Source organism: Flavobacterium ginsenosidimutans (genome assembly GCF_037478105.1).
Taxonomy (GTDB): domain Bacteria; phylum Bacteroidota; class Bacteroidia; order Flavobacteriales; family Flavobacteriaceae; genus Flavobacterium; species Flavobacterium ginsenosidimutans.
The window spans coordinates 301218-318742 of record NZ_CP147988.1 but is presented as its reverse complement, the minus strand read 5'-3'; the positions used below and the strand labels follow the sequence as shown (position 1 = coordinate 318742).

The following is a 17525-nucleotide window of genomic DNA, read 5'->3' as shown; positions in this document are numbered from 1 at the left end:
ATGAAAACAAAAATTTACATTTATGGACTTTGTAATATATTCTATGATGCATATTATATTCAAGGACTAAATGAAATTTATAAGAATTTTGAGTTTAATGTGTCAAAGTTTCCAGCATTTAGCCAAGGTACTTTTGCTATAATTATTGAAGAAGGAAATCAATCAAAAAAAATAATTATAGACTCAAGAGATTCTAGTGAAATTGGCACTGCAGAACTTGAATGGTGCGATGTTTACGGAAAAATAAATTATAACACTAAGGAACTGCCAGTTAATCATAATAAAAAAGTTGTTCCTATTGGTCCAAGTTTTGGGGTTAAAATCTGGAATTTAAGTGAAACATTGTATTTTTTAAGTCTCAATTTTTTTAAGTTTAGAAAGAACATTAAAAATAAAAAAGAGTTTGTAGCAAATTATTGGAGGCAATATAAAAGGCTGGACCTGAAAAAATATCAACATGTAAAATCTTCTTCGAATGAAATCTTTTTTATGAATTCAATTTGGAAAAAGGAAAATGAAACAAATGAGAATAGGGCTTTATTTATTGAAACATGTAAAAACAATTCGGATCTTAATTTTGAAGGAGGATTTGCTGCTAGAACTAATGGAGATAATTTAGGTTTTGATAAATTAGTATATTCAAAAAAAATTCCACTTAATATTTATATCGAAAAAATTAAAAACTCTGCATTTGTATTCAATACACCAGCTGTTCTTTCTTGCCATGGCTGGAAGTTAGGAGAATTTTTAGCTCTTGGGAAAGCAATTATCACAACTCATCATTATAATGAGTTACCTGCAGATTTAGAGAATGAAAAGCATGTTTTGTATATTGGAAATAAAGACGATTTGCAAAAAAATATTAAGAAATTGATAGACGATCCAAACTTTAAAAAAAGCTTAGAATTGGAAAGTCGAAATTATTTTGACAAATATTTAGCGCCTCAAAAAGTTATTTTAAGATTAGTAGAAAGAAACTAGAATGAATTTTTTAATAATAACACATGTCAATCATATTCATAAAGACAATCAATATTTTGGTTATGGACCATATATTGGAGAAATGAATATTTGGTTGAAATATGTTAATAAAGTAACAATTGTTGCTCCATTAAAAAATGGAAATATTTTGCCTATTGATCTATCTTATCAGTGCAATAATATAGATTTTAAAAATGTTCCAGATTTTAGTTTTACATCTCTAAAAAGCAGAATAGCATCAATTTTTAAATTACCTATTATTTTCTGGAATATATATCTGGCAATGAAAAAAGCAGATCATATTCATTTAAGATGTCCAGGGAATATGGGATTAGTCGCTTGTTTTGTTCAAATTCTATTTCCAAATAAAATAAAAACTGCTAAATATGCTGGTAATTGGGATCCAAATAGCAAACAACCCTGGACATATAGATTACAGAAGTATTTGCTAAAAAATACTTTCTTGACTAAAAATATGAAAGTTTTAGTTTACGGTGATTGGAAAAATCAATCAAAAAATATCAAATCCTTTTTTACAGCTACTTACTCTGATTCAGAAAAAGAGATAATCGATAAAAGCAACGCTAATTTTTACTTTAAGTTTCTTTTTGTTGGAAGTTTAGTGGATGGAAAAAGACCTTTGTATGCAATAAAATTGATTGAAGGATTAATTGAAAAAGGCTATAATGTTACATTAGATTTATATGGAGATGGTGTAGAAAGAAATTCTCTTGAAAACTATATTCGGACTAACAATTTAGATAAATATATTTTCTTAAAGGGAAATCAAAATAGAGAAACTTTAAAAAAGGCATATAAAGAAAGTCATTTCGTTGTATTGCCATCAAAAAGTGAAGGTTGGCCTAAAGCAATTGCCGAGGGAATGTTTTGGGAATGTTTCCCTATTGCGACTAAAGTTTCTTGCGTTCCTTCGATGTTGGATTTTGGGACTAGAGGAATTATGTTAGAAATGAACTTAGAGAAAGATTTAAATGAAATTGCGAAAATAATTGAAAATGAAGAAGCGTTTACGAATAAAAGTAAATTAGCTTCAATCTGGTCGCAAAAATATACAACTGACATTTTCGAAAAAGAAATTAAAGCATTGTTACAAGTATGAGAATCGTACAGATAATAGATTCCTTAGAAACTGGAGGAGCAGAAAGAATGGCCGTAAATTATGCCAATGCACTTTCGGAAAAAGTTGAATTTTCGGGCCTAATAACAACTCGTAAAGAAGGTTTGCTTTTAGATTATTTAGATGAAAAAGTGTCATATTTATTTTTGAAAAAAAAATCAAGTATTGATCCAAAAGCTCTTTCTAGACTGATTAGCTATCTAAAAAGAAATAAAGTAGAAATAATTCATACACATAGTTCTTCATTTTTTATTGCGGCTCTAGCCAAAACTTTTATTCCAAAGATTAAAATTATATGGCATGATCATTTCGGTATTTCTCAAGATTTAGATTCTAGAAAAAACTTAATATTGAAAATAGCGTCATTTTTATTTTTAGGAATTATTTCAGTAAACGATTATCTGAAAAAATGGGCTTTAGATTATTTACATTGCTCGAATGTCTCTTATTTCCCTAATTTTATACACGAATCGGTAGATTCTTCAAGTAATTTTAAACTAAAAGGAATTGATGGCAAAAGAATAATTTGCGTTGCCAATTTGCGCCCACAAAAGAATCATGAACTATTGATAAATGGAGCAGAAATACTTCATCAAAAATTCCCAGAATGGTCATTCCATTTAATTGGTAAAGATTTTCATGATGATTATAGTAAAAATCTTGTAGAAAAAGTAAAAGACCTTGAGCTTACTGAAACAGTATTTTTTTATGGAGAGATGAATAACACAGAAAATTTACTTAAACAATCTGAAATTGCTGTTTTGACCTCTCACTCAGAAGGACTTCCTTTGGCTGTTTTGGAATATGGATTGTCAAGCTTACCAGTTGTTGCAACAGATGTTGGAGAAGTAAAAAAAATTATACGATCTCAGCAAGAGGGCTTATTGATAGAATCAAATAATTTGGAACAATTTGTAAGATCTGTCGAAAATTTGATCGAACATGAAGAAACGCGAAAAATAATGGGTGAAAAGTTATTTTCTTTAGTTGAAGAGAATTTTAGTGAAAAATCAATTTTAAGCAGATACATCGCATGGCTGAAGTCTTTGACTACTTTTGCAAAATAAAGCTATTTATATAAATGAAAAATATAAAATTTACTTATACATCATTAATCATCCTGCATATTATAATAGCATTTGCCGTTTTTGTACTTCCTTTTTTGTCTAAAATTTATGCTTTTCTAATTCCAGTTATAGGTGCTTTTTTTGTTTTTAAAAATAAAAACAAAAACAATGAAGTATTGTATGTAAGTGCTTATCTAGTAGGAGCTGAGGTTTTTTTACGTATGACAGGTGGAAATTTCAACAATGAGTATGTGAAGTATTTAGTCGTCTTTTTTATGCTTTGCGGTATGGTTTTTAACAACTTTTCTAAAAGCGCATTCATATTCTCATTTTTTTTAATACTACTATTACCTGCTGTTTTAATTACCACAGAAACAGCCAGTTTTGATATTGATATTAGAAAAATTCTAGTTTTTAATTTATCTGGCCCTTTTTGTTTAGCTATATGCGCAACTTATATGATTAATAGAAAAGTTGTCTTTAATGAGCTTCAGAATATATTAAAGGCAATTGGCTTTCCTGTAATAGCAACTACCGTTTATTTGTTTTTATATACGCCAAGTATAAAAGAGGTTGTAACAGGAACTCAATCAAATTTTGCAACTTCGGGAGGGTTTGGTCCTAATCAAGTTTCTACAATACTGGGATTAGGCATATTTGTCTTTTTCACTCAATTGGTTCTGTTCTCAAAATCTAAAAAAGACATTTTTATTAATGGAAGTTTACTCATATTCATAAGTTATAGAGGTATTGTTACTTTTTCTCGAGGAGGGATTTTTACAGCAATAGCAATGATTATTTGTCTGTTTGCTGTTGTGTATTATTTTTCTAATGCTAAAGGGAAAAGCAAATTTGTTTTAGTTTTTTTCTTAACAGGATTAATATCTATTGGAATATGGACCTATACTTCCTTTCAAACCCATGGACTTATCGAAAAACGATATGCTAATAAAGATGCTCGTGGGAGGGAGAAAAAAGATCGTTTAGGAGGGAGAGAAGAAGTTATGAATGCAGAGATAAATTTGTTTTTAAATAATCCTGTTTTTGGAGTAGGAGCAGGAATGAGTAAATATGAAAGAGTCGAAGAATTAGGACAAGAAGTAGCATCGCATAGTGAAATTACAAGACTAATTGCAGAACATGGTGTATTTGGTATTTTTGCATTTTTAATTCTTTTTTTTACACCAATTATTAGTTATATAAACAACAAGCAACATTTATATTTTCTGTCTTTTTTTATGTTTTGGTTACTTACCATTAACCATGCAGCCATGAGAATTGCTGCACCAGCGTTTGTTTATGCATTATCACTTCTTTATGTTCAGGTTAAAATTCCTGAGGAAACAGAAAATTAATAGGTTAGTTTTATTTTTTTACGATACATTTGCCGTGCCCAATAATCATATTTAAAACCTATTAGCGATGTTTTCAAAAAGGAAAATGCATTTCGAGATTTCGGAAAGAAAGGTTCTACTTTGTCTTTTCGATGCTGCATTTATATTTACAGCTTTGTTTCTGTTGAGTTTACTTTTTGATTATCGATATTATTCTTTACACGAAAATAGGTTTCTTAAATCGTTCTTACTGATTGGTTATGTATATGTTTTCGGAGCAATTTTCGAAATGTATAATTTACAGACAGCCAGTAATCAGTTTCAGATTCTGAAAAGTGTAATTCTAACCTCACTTACCGCTGTAACGGTATATTTATTTACGCCGGTTTTATCGCCAGAACTTCCTAAACAAAGGGTCGTAATTGTAATTTTTTATTTTGCTGTTTTGAGTGCGTTGCTGTTATGGCGTTTTTTCTATGTTTACTTTTTGGCATCGCATCGTTTTTCTCAAAATGTGGTTTTGATTTGTGACCAAAGTGAGGTTGAAGATTTAGTTTTAGGACTGGAAAATGTCGATCCGCATTATAAAATTATTGGTTTTGTAAATTCCGATTCAGTTTCAGATGAGAATCTAGATTTTCATTATGTAAAAGAAATAAAAAAAGAAGATTTGGAACATTTTGTAACCACACACAATGTTTCGGAGATTATAATTGCATCACAAAAAACTGATGGTATCACAACCGATTTGTATCAGCAATTGCTTCACCTGTTAGAAAACGGAAATATTATCAGAGAATATACGCAAGTTTACGAAAGTAAAACACAACGAATTCCTGTACACTACATTGGGAGAGATTTTTATCGTTTCTTCCCATTTAGCAGAAGCAACAATAATAAATTATATTTATTACTGATTCGATTAATGGAACTTTTCTTTTCTTTTCTAGGACTTGTATTCTGCGCTATTTTTATTCCGATCATTGTTATTGGAAATCTTTTTGCCAATAAAGGAAGTCTTTTTTACACTCAAGAAAGAGTAGGTAAAAATGGAGTTGTTTTCAAAATTTATAAATTCAGAACCATGACTGAGAATTCGGAAACCAATGGAGCTGTTTTTGCAACTCACAATGATAAAAGAGTTACTCCGTTTGGTAAATTTATGCGAAAATCAAGAATTGATGAACTTCCTCAGTTTATTAATGTTTTAAAAGGCGATATGGCTGTAATTGGCCCAAGACCAGAAAGACCTTTCTTTGTTGAAGAAATTGCAAGTGTCATGCCTTTTTACGAAACGCGCCATGTAATTAAACCTGGACTTACAGGCTGGGCGCAGGTAAATTATTCGTACGGAGAATCGATCGACGAAAGTTTGATTAAACTTCAATACGATTTATATTATATCAAGCACAGAAGTGTATTTCTGGATCTTAGTATTACTTTCAAAACCATTACTACGGTTTTATTCTACCGAGGCCAATAATGATTTAGATTATAATCGGAATTGGTCTTTTATTGCGAATAGCTGTTCGTACCAATACAATTCCACTTGTAAAAATCAATGGCAAAGTGATAAAGAAATGTGCTTTGTTGATCAAAAACAAAAAGTAAATCACTAAAAGCACAAAATTGATTAGCGAAAATCTATAAGTCCATAATTTGTTTTTGAAAATTGAAAACAAAACTAAAACCAATAAAAGCGGACTAAACAATAGAACATTATAATTCATCGCCAGTTCTTGGTGAAAAGAATAAAATCCCATTGTAACAAAGAATATTCCCATTAGAGATAAAATCAAAAAGTAGATTTTATCAATAGTTTTATTTCTTGCTAATACTACAAAAAGTAAAACAACTAGATAAGTGTAGATATTATTCCACCAAGATTTTGGAGTTTCTTTAGTAAATTCTAGTAATGTTTTGCTTTTGGCAACCAAAGGTTTATTTTGGAAAGTAGTTTTCTCTAAACTATTTTTTAATTCAAAAGGAAGAAAAATTCTTGTTCCCATTTGATCAACTTTAGTTCCAAAAATAATACTTGTGCCTAATTGATCGTAGAAATGACCATCGAAGTATGGAAATAGAATAGAACGATAAGTTCTGTCAGTATCTTCTTTTTTAGTAATTACATTTTGTCCCAATGATTTATTGATGACATCCACAACCATCGACGTACAGTTTTTATCAATAAATTTATAAGTATACGATCTTTCTTCAGAAAATAGAGCTTTGTTCAAATTATCAAAAATAGTTTGTTTTAAAGCAGGAGAAATAAGAAGTTCTTGTTCGTAAACACTCCTTTTATCATCATTATAATCATTTAAAAAATCAGGAAAAGGATGCGCGACAATAAAATACTGTAAATCGCCTTTTGCAAATTTGGCAACGAAGTTTGGTGTTCTAAAATCGAAAGCACCATAATTGTAAACAATATCAACGTTGTTAGCAGGATCTGTAACACGAATTGCTGTATGTCCAAAATAAGAATAAGTTTCATTTCCAAGTCCGCAAGTAAGAACACTTATTTTAGCCTCTTTTGATAAAGGTATACTTTGGCTAAACCCAATAAAACTTACAAATAAGAAGAAAATAAAAAGTGTTTTTTTGAACATGACAGTTTTCATGATTTAATTTTTTAAAGATTTTTGGTTTATAATTTACCTAAAGATTCCTAAATCTACTTTCAAAGAAAATATGTTAGAATATAATGCTGTACTTTGATTTCCTAAATCCGTCAAAGCATAATCAATTTGAATGCCTTTGTATCTAAATCCTAAACCAATATTAGGCTGAAAATTCACTTTTTCGGTATTATCCAATTGCGTTACATTCTGAAAATTACCTGCGCCGGCTCTCACAAAAACTAAATCAGTATAACCAAATTCAAACCCTAGAGCTGGGTCTATACTTACTACTTTTGATGAAATAATATCATTGGTCTGTTCAAATCGCATATTCAAATTTGCTGAAGTTACAATACTGCATTCGTTATGAAAATCAAATCTTTTTGAAACTCCTAATTGTGCTTTTGGCAATGTTATTTCTGTGCTTTCTGGTAATTCATTATTTTCTCCCGGAATAGCATTTGCAATTTTTGCATATTCTTCTTCATCAATATTCCAGATATTGTAAGTCGTCGTAATATCGCGAAGCATTAATCCGAATTTCCAATCGTTTCTTTCAAACTGAAGTCCGATGTCAAATCCAAATCCCCAAGAATTGGCGAATTTTCCAATTATTCTTCGAATTACTTTTGCATTTACACCATATTGAAATCCGTCAACAGGAAGTTTTCTCGCATAAGAAAAAGTAAAACCATAATCAGCTGTAGAAAAAAGGCTGATTCTGTTATAGTCGATATTTCCTTGATTGTCGATTAATTGGGTTGTATCCATAATATCATCGACTCCAAAACGAATCATCGAAATTCCCCAAGCACTTTGATCATCAATAGGACTTGCATAACCTATGTAGTCATATTGCGCAATATTCGCGAAATAACTGGCGTGCATTAAAGCAATTTCATGATCTTCAAGGTGTGTTAATCCTGCAGGATTCCAGTAAACAGCATTAACGTCTTTTGTTGAAGCGACCACTGTACTTGACATTCCTAATGCAGCTGCATCGACACCAATATTCATAAACTCGTTCGAATATTTTCGAACGGTCTGGCCGTATTGCGAAGTGAAACTCCAAAATAATATAAATGCGAAAAGCTTCTTCAACTGATTATTTTTTGCAGACAGAGGTCTGTGTTAATTTTTATCAAAAATATAATAATTTACTCATCTAATAAGTTCATTTCCCTAAATATTCCGAAAGTAGAGCTTAGAAATAAAAAACTCTTGAAAAAACTCGTTTCGCATTGACTTATTATGCTAAATTTGTTCTCTACCATTATCAAAATTTCAAACTATGAACATCAAAAAACATATTCCAAATCTTATTACATTAATAAATCTTTTCTGCGGTTGCGTTGCAATTGTTTTTGTTTCTGAAGGCGATTATTTAATGGCTTTTTATATGGTTTGTCTAGGAATCTTTTTTGATTTCTTTGATGGTTTTTTTGCCAGATTATTTAAAGTTTCAAGTCCGCTTGGATTGCAATTAGATTCTCTTGCAGATATGGTAACCAGTGGTGTAACTCCAGGATACGTAATGTACAGCATGTTTACTAACAGCGCACACGAATTAGGAACACATCCTGCAATTCCGTTTTTAGGATTTATTATCACTCTAGGTTCTTGCTATCGTTTGGCTAATTTTAATATTGATACTCGCCAGACAGATTCTTTTATCGGGTTGCCGACTCCAGCGAATGCATTGTTTATTTTAAGCCTTCCTTTGGTAATTTCATTTTCAGATTCTCTTATGATTTTGGAGATTTTAACCAATCAATGGGTTCTATTAGTGATAACATTATGTAGTGCTTATATTTTAAATGCTGAAATTCCGTTGTTTGCTTTAAAAATTAAAAAATTCAGTTTGAAAGAAAATGCGCTTCAAATTGTGTTTTTGATTATTTCTGTATTAATGATTGTTTTGCTTCATTACATTGCAATTCCATTAATTATTGCTTTCTATGTATTGTTGTCAATTGTAAATAATCTGTTTTTGAAAAAATAGTTCTATTTAATGGCAAGAAAAACAACTTACCGTAAAACATATTCAAGAAAACCAGCTGGAAGATCTTTTCTAAGCAGACTTTTTCGGTCTATTCTTTTGATTTTTTTTGCACTTTTATTCATTGGGATAATATATCATTATCGCAAAGGCTTGGCTTATTATTTAGGATTTAAATCGGAAAAAGTTTTAGACGAAGATGAGGTTGACAAACACCTTTCTGATGTTCGAAACATTCGTGTTCTTGAAAATCATAAAGGAAAGGTAATCGGAATCGATGTTTCTGAATTTCAAGGCAAAGTCGATTGGGATGAAGTTGAAATTTTGGACGAAAAATATCCTGTTCAATTCGTTTTTATTCGCGCTACAGCTGGAAATGATCGTGTTGATAGACAATTCAAAAAAAATTGGGAAGGAGCAAAGGAGAACAAAATCATGCGCGGTGCTTATCACTATTATCGCCCGAATGAAAATTCTATCGAACAAGCGGACCTTTTTATCAAAACAGTAAAATTGCAGAAAGGAGATCTTCCGCCAGTTTTAGATATCGAAAAATTGCCTAAAAATCAGCCTTTAGATAGTTTGAAAAAAGGTTTGAAGCGTTGGCTGAATAAAGTTGAGAAACATTATCAAGTTCGCCCTATAATTTATTCTGGAGAAAGATATTATTCTGATTTTTTAAAAGAAGAATTTAGCGAATATCTTTTCTGGATTGCCAATTATAATTTCTACAGAGAAAAAATTGAAGATGATTGGCTGTTTTGGCAGTTTACAGAAAAAGCTTCTCTGCCAGGAATTAAACATCGTGTTGATGTCAATATTTACAATGGCGATTTAGAACAATTGCAGTTTATTACCGTTGAATGATTTACAGTCATAGTCTCAGTTTACAGTATTTGCGAGACTGTAAACTGAGACTGCGACTGAATACTTTTTTAAAATTCCAGTTTCTTTTTACGAAGCTCGAAGTTTTGTCCAAGGTAAACACGACGAACCATTTCGTCTTCTACTAATTCTTCTGGAACTCCTGCTTTAAGAATTCCTCCTTCAAACATTAAGTATGTTTTATCAGTAATAGCAAGCGTTTCTTGAACGTTGTGATCGGTAATTAAGATTCCGATGTTTTTGTTTTTTAATTGTGCTACAATTCGCTGAATATCTTCAACCGCAACAGGGTCAACTCCAGCAAAAGGCTCATCCAATAAAATAAATTTTGGATCGGTTGCCAAAGCACGTGCAATTTCGGTACGACGACGCTCACCTCCAGAAAGTAAATCGCCTCGGTTGGTGCGAATATGCTCTAAACTGAATTCTTCAATTAAACTTTCCATTTTGGCAATTTGTGCTTCTTTAGAAAGGTCTGTTAATTGTAAAACACTCAATATATTGTCTTCAATACTTAATTTTCTAAAAACAGAAGCTTCTTGTGCCAAATAACCAATTCCTTGCTGTGCACGTTTGTACATCGGATAATCGGTAATGTTTAAATTGTCAAGATAAATATTTCCTTGATTTGGTTTTACCAATCCCACAATCATGTAAAAAGAGGTTGTTTTTCCAGCTCCATTTGGTCCCAAAAGACCTACGATTTCTCCTTGATTTACTTCAACAGAAATTCCTTTTACAACACTACGTCCTTTATAAGTTTTGATTAAATTATCGGCTCTTAATTTCATTTTTTAAGTTTAATCGTTTAATCGATAAATCGTTTATTCGTTGCAAATTAACAAATAAACGATTCAACAGTTAAACGTATTAACAATTATTTATTTTCCTGCTTCTTCAAGAGCTTCCCAGAATTCGTAAGCTCTTCTTAAATGAGGAATAACAATTGTTCCTCCAACAAGAGTTGCGATTCCCATAGCCTCCATCATTTCTTCTTTAGAAACCCCTTCTTTATAACTTGTTTCTAAATGGTATTTTACACAGTCGTCGCATCTTAAAACAGTAGATGCAACTAAGCCTAAAAGTTCTTTTGTTTTTACATCAAGAGCGCCTTCTGCGTAAGCATTGGTGTCAAGATTAAAAATTCGCTTAACAATTTTGTTGTTGTCAGCAAGCAGTTTTTCGTTCATTTTAGAACGATAGTCGTTAAATTCTTGAATTATATCAGGCATTTTCTTTTAATTTATTTTTATAAACAATTTTCGAAATAAGGATGCTGACTTCATAGATAATTAACATCGGAATTGCAACAATAGTCTGACTTACAACGTCTGGCGGAGTTACAATTGCGGCGATAATTAAAATAATTACTACAGCATATTTCCAGTATTTTCTCAAGAATTCAGGAGTTACTAATCCTAATTTCGTTAAGAAATAAATAGCGATTGGCAATTCAAAAAAGATTGCACTTCCTAAAATACTCGTTTTAACCATTCCCATATAAGACTCGAGTGTGAATTGGTTTTTTACAATATCACTCACAGAGAAAGTAGCCACGAAATTTACAGACATGGGAATTACTACAAAATACCCAAACAATACTCCTAAGAAGAAAAGTAAAGATGAAACGAAAATGAATAGTTTCGCATTTTTTCTCTCTTTCTCATAAAGAGCTGGACTGATAAATTTCCAGATTTCCCATAAAATATAAGGGAAACTCAAAATAAATCCGGCCAAAAGACACATCCATACAAAGATGTTTACCTGACCTTCCATTTCGGTATTCTGAATAATGAAATTCAGTTCTGTAATACAAATGCTGTCTGCGAATCCCAAAGAATGTGATAGGTCGCAAAACCAAACATAAGTAAAAAATGTTGGTCTAATTGGACCTAAAATAATTTGATCAAATAAATAATCACTAATAAAATAAGTAACAAATGCCATGATGCATGTTGCAAGTGTACTTCTAACTAATAACCATCTTAATTCTTCAAGATGATCCAAAAATGACATTTCGCCAAGATTTTTTTTTGCCATTATACGATTCCTTCTTTTAAAATGTCATGTAAATGTAAAACGCCTTTGTATGTTCCTTCGTCAGAAACAATTAACTGAGTAATCGAGTAATCTTCTAATATATTCAGTGCATCAACAGCCATTGTCTCAGACGAAACCATTTTTGGGTTTATCGTCATGATATCCCTAGCTGTTAAATCTGCTATCGAATCCCGATCGTTTAACATTCGTCTAATATCTCCATCGGTAATAATTCCGATTATTTTATCATTTTCAACAACAGCTGTAACACCAAGTCTTTTTTCAGAGATTTCAAAAATCACTTTTTTGACAGATGTATCAGGAGCTACGGTTGGTTTTAGTGAGTTTTCGATCATATCTTTTACACGAAGCAATAGTTTTTTTCCTAATGCGCCGCCTGGATGATAAACTGCAAAATCTTCTGGTTTAAAATCACGCATTTCCATCAAACAGACTGCTAAAGCATCACCAATAACAAGTTGCGCTGTAGTGCTGTTTGTAGGAGCTAAGTTAATTGGACAAGCTTCCACATCAACTGTAGCATTCAAAATATAATCTGAGCCTTTTGCTAAAAATGAAGTTACATTTCCTGTGATCGCAATTAAGGTGTTTCCAAATCGCTTTAATAATGGAACCAAGACTTTAATTTCCGGACTATTTCCGCTTTTCGAAATACAGATAATGATGTCATCATTTTGTATCATTCCAAGATCGCCATGAATTGCTTCTGCAGCATGCAAAAACATAGAAGGAGTTCCTGTAGAGTTAAAAGTAGCGACCATTTTTTGAGCAATGATGGCACTTTTTCCGATTCCCGTAACGATTAAACGACCTTTGGTTTCATAGATACGCTGGACTGCTTCGTAGAAATTTTCGTCCAGAAAATCAATTAATTTTGTAATTGCTTCACTTTCAGAGAGTATTGTTTTTTTGGCAATTGCCAATATATTTTCTTTTGTGATCAAATCAGAATATTTAAAATTTGTATGTATAAAAGAAAGTTGTATCTTTATGTGTTGCAAATTTATACAAAATACCATTAATATAGAGAATGAATTCAAACGAAATTGAAATACATAAAGAATTAAAGAAGTATTTCGGCTTTAGCCAATTTAAAGGCTTGCAGGAGCAAGTTATTACGAGTATTTTAGGTCAAACAAATACTTTCGTAATTATGCCTACGGGCGGTGGAAAGTCTCTTTGTTATCAATTACCCGCTTTAATTCAGGAAGGAACAGCAATTGTTGTTTCTCCTCTGATTGCTTTGATGAAAAACCAAGTTGATGCAATTCGAAGTCTTTCGTCTGAAAATGGAATTGCTCACGTATTAAATTCCTCACTTACCAAAACAGAAATTGCACAGGTTAAAAAAGATATTACTTCTGGATTGACTAAACTTTTGTATGTTGCTCCAGAATCTTTAACAAAAGAAGAATATGTTGCTTTCTTGCAAAGTGTGCCAATTTCTTTTGTCGCTATCGACGAAGCGCACTGTATCTCAGAGTGGGGACATGATTTTAGACCAGAATACAGAAATCTAAGACACATTATTAAGCAATTAGGTAAAGTGCCAATTATTGGTCTTACTGCAACTGCAACCCCAAAAGTTCAGGAAGATATCCTGAAAAACCTTGATATGTCTGATGCTAATACTTTTAAAGCATCATTCAACAGACCGAACTTGTACTATGAAGTTCGTACAAAAACAAAAAATATCGAGTCGGATATTATTCGATTTATCAAACAACATAAAGGCAAATCTGGAATTATTTACTGCTTAAGCCGTAAAAAAGTAGAATCTATTGCCGAAGTTTTACAAGTAAACGGAATCAGCGCTGTTCCTTACCATGCAGGTTTAGACGCAAAAACACGTGCAAAACATCAGGATATGTTCTTGATGGAAGATGTAGATGTGGTTGTGGCGACTATCGCATTCGGAATGGGAATTGATAAACCAGACGTTCGTTTTGTAATTCACCACGATATTCCAAAATCGCTTGAAAGCTATTACCAAGAAACCGGGCGTGCTGGACGTGACGGTGGAGAAGGACATTGCTTGGCTTATTACTCTTATAAAGATGTAGAAAAGCTGGAGAAATTTATGTCTGGAAAACCAGTTGCCGAACAGGAAATTGGTTTTGCCCTTTTACAGGAAGTTGTGGCTTACGCCGAAACCTCAATGTCGCGCAGAAAATTCCTTCTTCACTATTTCGGAGAAGAATTTGACAGCGAAACAGGCGAAGGTGCCGATATGGATGACAACGTTCGTAATCCAAAACATAAAGTAGAAGCGAAAGAACAAGTAGTTAAATTGCTTGAAATTGTTCGTGATACCAAACATATTTACAAATCAAAAGAAATTGTCTTTACTTTAATTGGCCGAATCAATGCGGTAATTAAAGCGCATAAAACAGATGCTCAGCCTTATTTTGGTTCTGGTTCAGACCATGATGAGAAGTATTGGATGGCATTATTAAGACAAGTTTTAGTTACAGGGTATTTGTCTAAAGACATTGAAACATACGGCGTTATAAAAATTACACAAGAAGGTTTAGATTTTATTAAAAGCCCAGTTTCATTTATGATGTCTGAAGACCATGAATATACTGAAGCCGATGACGAAACTATTGTAACTGGTGGAAAATCATCAGGAACTGCAGATGAAGTTCTAACTGGAATGCTTCGTGAACTTCGTAAAAAAGTGGCTAAGAAACTTGGAGTTCCACCATTTGTAGTTTTCCAAGATCCTTCGATTGAAGATATGGCACTTAAATATCCTATTTCTATCACCGAATTATACAATATTCATGGTGTAGGAGAAGGAAAAGCCAAAAAATATGGAAGCGAATTCGTTGCTTTAATCAGCCGTTATGTTGATGATAACGATATTATTCGTCCAGACGATTTAGTAGTAAAATCTACCGGAGTAAATTCTGCCAACAAATTATATATCATTCAGAATATTGATAGAAAACTTCCATTAAGTGATATAGCTTCTGCGAAAGGTTTAACGATGGATGCTTTGATCAAAGAAATGGAACAAATTGTTTATTCTGGAACTAAGCTGAATATCAAATATTGGTTAGATGATATTTTAGATGATGATCAGCAAGAAGAAATTCACGATTACTTCATGGAATCAGAATCAGATAAAATAGAAGACGCTCTTAAAGAATTTGATGGCGACTACGATATTGACGAATTACGTTTGATGCGTATTAAGTTTATCAGCGAAGTAGCGAATTAAATAAAGTTTACAGTTGCAGTTTACAGTCTCAGTAAACTGCGACTTAAAATTAGTCTCAGTACAAAACTGTAAACTGTGACTGAAAACTGAAAACTACTCGTAGAGTTCCCCTCGATGCGGTTTCAAAGCATCTCTTACTTGAATCATATTTTCGTCGGTTACAACCATAAAAGCTATGGCGTACATTTCGTCGATGATTTTAAATCCCGTAATATTTAGTGGCAATTTTTCGATTGCGATATATTCTTTTAAATGAATTTCGTGGTGCTCGGCAGTTTTTGCAGAAGCTGGTCCACGGAAATCCCAAATTAGTTTTATTTTTCTTGACATTTTTTTATAAGGTGCAAAGGTTGTTAGGAACAAAGATACAAAGTCTTTCTTAAAGGTTCTATGTAGAGACGCACAGCAGTGCGTCTACGCAAGGTGTGCCTGTAATATGTTAGACGCACTGCAGTGCGTCTCTACGATATTCTTTGTGCTGAAAATTTGCTTTGATTTGTACTAAATCTGCGTGCAAATTTTAGAGTAAATATAAAATCTCATTTCAAAATAGTACTTTTGCATGTTCTTTTCATAGAAAGAAAAGCTAATAGAATAAAAACACAAAAATGCCTAAAGAACTTTTACTTCAAGTAACACCAGAAATTGCTGCAAACGAATCATTGCTAAAAGACCATTTGTCTAAGCAAATCAAAGTTTCTGCTCAAGAAATTCAGCACGTTTCAATTTTAAAACGCTCAATTGATGCACGTCAGAAAGCGATTAAAATTAATTTGAAAGTTCTTATTTATTTAAAAGGCGAACCTTTTCAGGAAACCAAAATCGAGCTTCCTATATATAAGGACGTTTCGAATGCGCAAGAAGTTATAGTGGTTGGAGCAGGTCCAGCAGGACTTTTTGCGGCATTGCAATTAATTGAATTAGGTTTAAAACCAATAGTTTTAGAACGTGGAAAAGACGTTCGAGGCCGTCGTCGTGACTTGAAAGCGATAAACCGTGAACATATCGTTAATGAAGATTCTAATTATTGTTTTGGTGAAGGCGGAGCAGGAACATATTCTGACGGAAAGTTATATACGCGTTCTAAAAAACGAGGTGATGTAACTAGAATTTTAGAACTTCTGGTAGCTTTTGGAGCTTCAGAAGATATTTTGGTTGAAGCGCATCCGCATATTGGAACTAATAAATTGCCTAAAATTATTGAAGACATTAGAAATAAAATTAGGGAATTTGGCGGTCAGGTTTTATTTGAAACTCGTGTAGACGATATTTTAGTAAAGAACAATGAAGTTGAAGGAATCGTAACTCAAAACGGAGATAAAATTCACGCCAACAAATTGATTTTGGCAACTGGACATTCGGCACGTGATATTTTTGAATTATTAGACAAAAAGAAAATTTTAATAGAAGCAAAACCTTTTGCTTTAGGAGTTCGTGCAGAGCATGCTCAGGAATTAATAGACAGTATTCAATACAGCTGTGATTTCCGCGGAGAACATTTGCCACCAGCTCCATATTCTATTGTAAAACAAGTTAACGGGCGCGGAATGTATTCATTCTGTATGTGTCCCGGAGGTGTAATTGCGCCATGTGCAACAAGTCCGGGTGAAGTGGTTACAAATGGTTGGTCGCCATCTAAACGTGATCAGTCAACAGCAAATTCTGGAATTGTGGTTGAATTGAAATTGGAAGATTTTAAACCTTTTGCAAAATTTGGAGCTTTGGCAGGAATGGAATTTCAAAAAAGCATCGAACAAAAAGCTTGGCATTTGGCAGGAGAAACTCAAAAAGTTCCAGCACAGCGAATGATCGATTTTACGAAAAGCAAAGTTTCAGCAGATATTCCAAAAACTTCTTATGTTCCGGGAACGACTTCAGTTGAATTGGGACAGGTTTTTCCAGGATTTTTAACTCAAATTATGCGCCAAGGTTTTCAGGATTTTGGAAAATCAATGCGTGGTTATTTAACCAATGAAGCCATTTTACATGCACCAGAAAGTAGAACTTCGTCACCAGTTAGAATTCCGAGAGATGCTATGACTTTAGAGCATTTACAAATCAAAGGTTTATATCCTTGCGGAGAAGGTGCAGGTTACGCAGGAGGAATTATTTCTGCTGCTATCGATGGCGAAAAATGTGCGTTGATGATTGCCGAAGCATTGAAATAACTCAATTATTTTTTGTAGTAAAATTATTATATTTGTGAAGTT

The 17525-nt window shown here is 32.5% G+C and carries 16 protein-coding genes; 9 read left to right on the top strand and 7 right to left on the bottom strand.

Annotated features, from left to right (window positions below; translation table 11 throughout):
- The 5 genes from V6624_RS01540 to V6624_RS01520 all read left to right on the top strand — a co-directional run bounded on the left by V6624_RS01540 (nucleotide 1) and on the right by V6624_RS01520 (nucleotide 6003).
- Nucleotides 1-981 carry a hypothetical protein gene (locus V6624_RS01540; protein WP_111285110.1) on the top strand — a complete coding sequence of 327 codons (981 nt, stop codon included), beginning with the start codon at nucleotides 1-3 and terminating at the stop codon, nucleotides 979-981.
- 1 nt (nucleotide 982) lies between these two features.
- Nucleotides 983-2101 carry a glycosyltransferase gene (locus V6624_RS01535; protein WP_111285112.1) on the top strand — a complete coding sequence of 373 codons (1119 nt, stop codon included), beginning with the start codon at nucleotides 983-985 and terminating at the stop codon, nucleotides 2099-2101.
- Nucleotides 2098-3186, top strand: a complete 1089-nt coding sequence (locus tag V6624_RS01530; RefSeq protein ID WP_338840677.1) for a glycosyltransferase family 4 protein — start codon at nucleotides 2098-2100, stop codon at nucleotides 3184-3186. The genes V6624_RS01535 and V6624_RS01530 overlap by 4 nt, the downstream gene beginning before the upstream one ends.
- A gap of 14 nt (nucleotides 3187-3200) precedes the next feature.
- Nucleotides 3201-4541 (top strand): O-antigen ligase family protein, encoded by a 1341-nt coding sequence (locus V6624_RS01525; protein WP_338840676.1) that lies wholly within the window; start codon nucleotides 3201-3203, stop codon nucleotides 4539-4541.
- A 67-nt stretch (nucleotides 4542-4608) separates the two neighbouring features.
- Entirely contained in the window at nucleotides 4609-6003 is a 1395-nt protein-coding gene (locus tag V6624_RS01520; RefSeq protein ID WP_338840673.1) for a sugar transferase, read from the top strand.
- A gap of 4 nt (nucleotides 6004-6007) precedes the next feature.
- Here the strand turns inward: V6624_RS01520 and V6624_RS01515 are convergent, their stop codons facing one another.
- Both V6624_RS01515 and V6624_RS01510 read right to left on the bottom strand, forming a co-directional pair.
- Nucleotides 6008-7144, bottom strand: coding sequence for a DUF4105 domain-containing protein (locus tag V6624_RS01515; protein WP_338840672.1), 1137 nt, complete (start codon nucleotides 7142-7144; stop codon nucleotides 6008-6010).
- A 33-nt stretch (nucleotides 7145-7177) separates the two neighbouring features.
- Nucleotides 7178-8161, bottom strand: a complete 984-nt coding sequence (locus V6624_RS01510; protein ID WP_338841900.1) for a PorV/PorQ family protein — start codon at nucleotides 8159-8161, stop codon at nucleotides 7178-7180.
- 274 nt (nucleotides 8162-8435) lie between these two features.
- Between V6624_RS01510 and V6624_RS01505 the strand changes: the two genes are divergently transcribed.
- Together V6624_RS01505 and V6624_RS01500 are read left to right on the top strand one after the other, a co-directional pair.
- Nucleotides 8436-9146, top strand: a complete 711-nt coding sequence (locus V6624_RS01505; protein ID WP_111285123.1) for a CDP-alcohol phosphatidyltransferase family protein — start codon at nucleotides 8436-8438, stop codon at nucleotides 9144-9146.
- 9 nt (nucleotides 9147-9155) lie between these two features.
- Entirely contained in the window at nucleotides 9156-10010 is an 855-nt protein-coding gene (locus tag V6624_RS01500; protein WP_111285125.1) for a glycoside hydrolase family 25 protein, read from the top strand.
- A 68-nt stretch (nucleotides 10011-10078) separates the two neighbouring features.
- Here the strand turns inward: V6624_RS01500 and lptB are convergent, their stop codons facing one another.
- The 4 genes from lptB to V6624_RS01480 all read right to left on the bottom strand — a co-directional run bounded on the left by lptB (nucleotide 10079) and on the right by V6624_RS01480 (nucleotide 13033).
- Nucleotides 10079-10819, bottom strand: coding sequence for an LPS export ABC transporter ATP-binding protein (gene lptB, locus V6624_RS01495; protein ID WP_111285127.1), 741 nt, complete (start codon nucleotides 10817-10819; stop codon nucleotides 10079-10081).
- Between the two features lie 90 nt (nucleotides 10820-10909).
- The gene (locus tag V6624_RS01490; RefSeq protein WP_111285129.1) at nucleotides 10910-11260 is read right to left on the bottom strand and encodes a carboxymuconolactone decarboxylase family protein; all 351 of its coding nucleotides are present in this window, start codon (nucleotides 11258-11260) and stop codon (nucleotides 10910-10912) included.
- Nucleotides 11253-12068 carry a twin-arginine translocase subunit TatC gene (gene tatC / locus V6624_RS01485; RefSeq protein ID WP_111285131.1) on the bottom strand — a complete coding sequence of 272 codons (816 nt, stop codon included), beginning with the start codon at nucleotides 12066-12068 and terminating at the stop codon, nucleotides 11253-11255. The genes V6624_RS01490 and tatC overlap by 8 nt, the downstream gene beginning before the upstream one ends.
- Nucleotides 12068-13033: a KpsF/GutQ family sugar-phosphate isomerase gene (locus V6624_RS01480; protein ID WP_162614934.1), complete on the bottom strand. Its 966-nt coding sequence runs from the start codon at nucleotides 13031-13033 to the stop codon at nucleotides 12068-12070. The genes tatC and V6624_RS01480 overlap by 1 nt, the downstream gene beginning before the upstream one ends.
- A gap of 86 nt (nucleotides 13034-13119) precedes the next feature.
- Here V6624_RS01480 and V6624_RS01475 point away from each other — a divergent pair, with 86 nt between their 5' ends.
- Nucleotides 13120-15315: a RecQ family ATP-dependent DNA helicase gene (locus V6624_RS01475; RefSeq protein ID WP_111285133.1), complete on the top strand. Its 2196-nt coding sequence runs from the start codon at nucleotides 13120-13122 to the stop codon at nucleotides 15313-15315.
- Nucleotides 15316-15408: 93 nt separating this feature from the next.
- Here V6624_RS01475 and V6624_RS01470 read toward each other — a convergent pair whose 3' ends face one another.
- Nucleotides 15409-15645 (bottom strand): hypothetical protein, encoded by a 237-nt coding sequence (locus V6624_RS01470; protein ID WP_111285135.1) that lies wholly within the window; start codon nucleotides 15643-15645, stop codon nucleotides 15409-15411.
- A 278-nt stretch (nucleotides 15646-15923) separates the two neighbouring features.
- Here V6624_RS01470 and V6624_RS01465 point away from each other — a divergent pair, with 278 nt between their 5' ends.
- Entirely contained in the window at nucleotides 15924-17483 is a 1560-nt protein-coding gene (locus tag V6624_RS01465; protein ID WP_111285137.1) for an NAD(P)/FAD-dependent oxidoreductase, read from the top strand.
- Nucleotides 17484-17525 lie beyond the last annotated feature (42 nt).